Source organism: Siccirubricoccus soli, assembly GCF_024178315.1.
Taxonomy (GTDB): domain Bacteria; phylum Pseudomonadota; class Alphaproteobacteria; order Acetobacterales; family Acetobacteraceae; genus Siccirubricoccus; species Siccirubricoccus soli.
Map to the genome: position 1 here is coordinate 1 of NZ_JAMZIK010000140.1, position 1178 is coordinate 1178.

1 protein-coding gene and 1 pseudogene are annotated in these 1178 nt (G+C 67.9%); both read right to left on the bottom strand.

Annotation, left to right across the window (positions count from 1 at the left end):
* Positions 1–7 precede the first annotated feature (7 nt).
* The gene (gene tnpC, locus NJ376_RS20950) at positions 8–946 is read right to left on the bottom strand and encodes an IS66 family transposase (RefSeq protein ID WP_456309665.1); all 939 of its coding nucleotides are present in this window, start codon (positions 944–946) and stop codon (positions 8–10) included.
* A 3-nt stretch (positions 947–949) separates the two neighbouring features.
* Positions 950–1146, bottom strand: a pseudogene (gene tnpB, locus NJ376_RS20955) (IS66 family insertion sequence element accessory protein TnpB); the annotation flags it as partial.
* Positions 1147–1178 lie beyond the last annotated feature (32 nt).

The following is a 1178-nucleotide window of genomic DNA, read 5'->3' on the forward strand; positions in this document are numbered from 1 at the left end:
GTAAGCGTCAGCCGGTCACCACGGGCGGCGTCTCGGGCTTGGAGTTCCAGGGCGGGAGTTCGTGGAGGCGGCCGATGGTGTGGCCGCGAGCAAGGCGGTCGATTACGGCGGCGATGTAGGGTTCCGGGTCGAGGCCGTTGAGCGTGGCAGTCTCAGCGACGGTGTAGATGCTGGCCGCGCGTTTGCCCTCGGCATCGGAACCGAGGAACGGAAAATTCTTCCTTGTTAGGGCGATCCCTCGCAGCTGCCGCTCGGCGAGGTTGTTGTCGATCGAGAGCCTGCCGTCCTCGAGATAGCGCGCGAGAGCCTCCCACCGATTGAGCGCATACTGCATCGCCTTGCCCAGGGTCGACTTGCCCGACAAGCGGCGTCGCTGGGTCAGCAGCCAGTCGTGCAGGCGGTCGAGCAGCGACTTGCTGCGGGCCTGGCGCTCAGCGAGCCGCAGCTCGGCGGGTTTGCCGTTGATCTCGGCCTCGATGGCATAGAGTGCCGCGATGCACTGCAGCGCCTCCTCGGCAATCTGCGGCTTGGTGGCCTCGAACACCTCGAACAGCTTGCGCCGCACATGCGCCATGCCGGCGACATGGGGGACCTGCGGCGGGCGGTTGCCGTGCGGTTGCGTCAGCGCATCGTAGCCGGTGTAGCCGTCTGCATGCAGCCAACCCTCGAAATCCTCGAGGTGCCCGCGTGGTCGCTCGCCCTTGCGGTCCGGCGAGTATCGGTAGAACGCCGCGGGCGCGCCCTTGCCCTGCCAGGGCCTAGGATCGAAGGCGTAGACCCAGAACCGCCCCTGACGCGTCCGGCCGCGGCCCGGCGCCAGCACCGCGATCGGCGTGTCGTCGGTCCAGATGATGCCCTGGGACAGCGCATAGGTGCCGATCGCCTCGGCCAGGCGCCAGTCGATGCCCTCGACCAGCATCGAGAGCTGCGCTGCCGTCAGCGTCACGACACCGCTCTGCGTCTGCGGCCACACGAAGCGGCCTTTTCCAGCCGCTTCGCCACGAGGATCAGGCCCTGGCCGTCCCAGACGAGGATTTTCCGCAGGTCACCGCGGCGCCCGCGAAAGCAAAACATCGCCCCGCTGTAGGGATCCTGCGCCAGCACTGTCTGCACCAGTGCCGCGAGGCCATCGAAGCCCTTCCTCATATCCGCCACGCCGCAGGCCAGGAACACCCGCG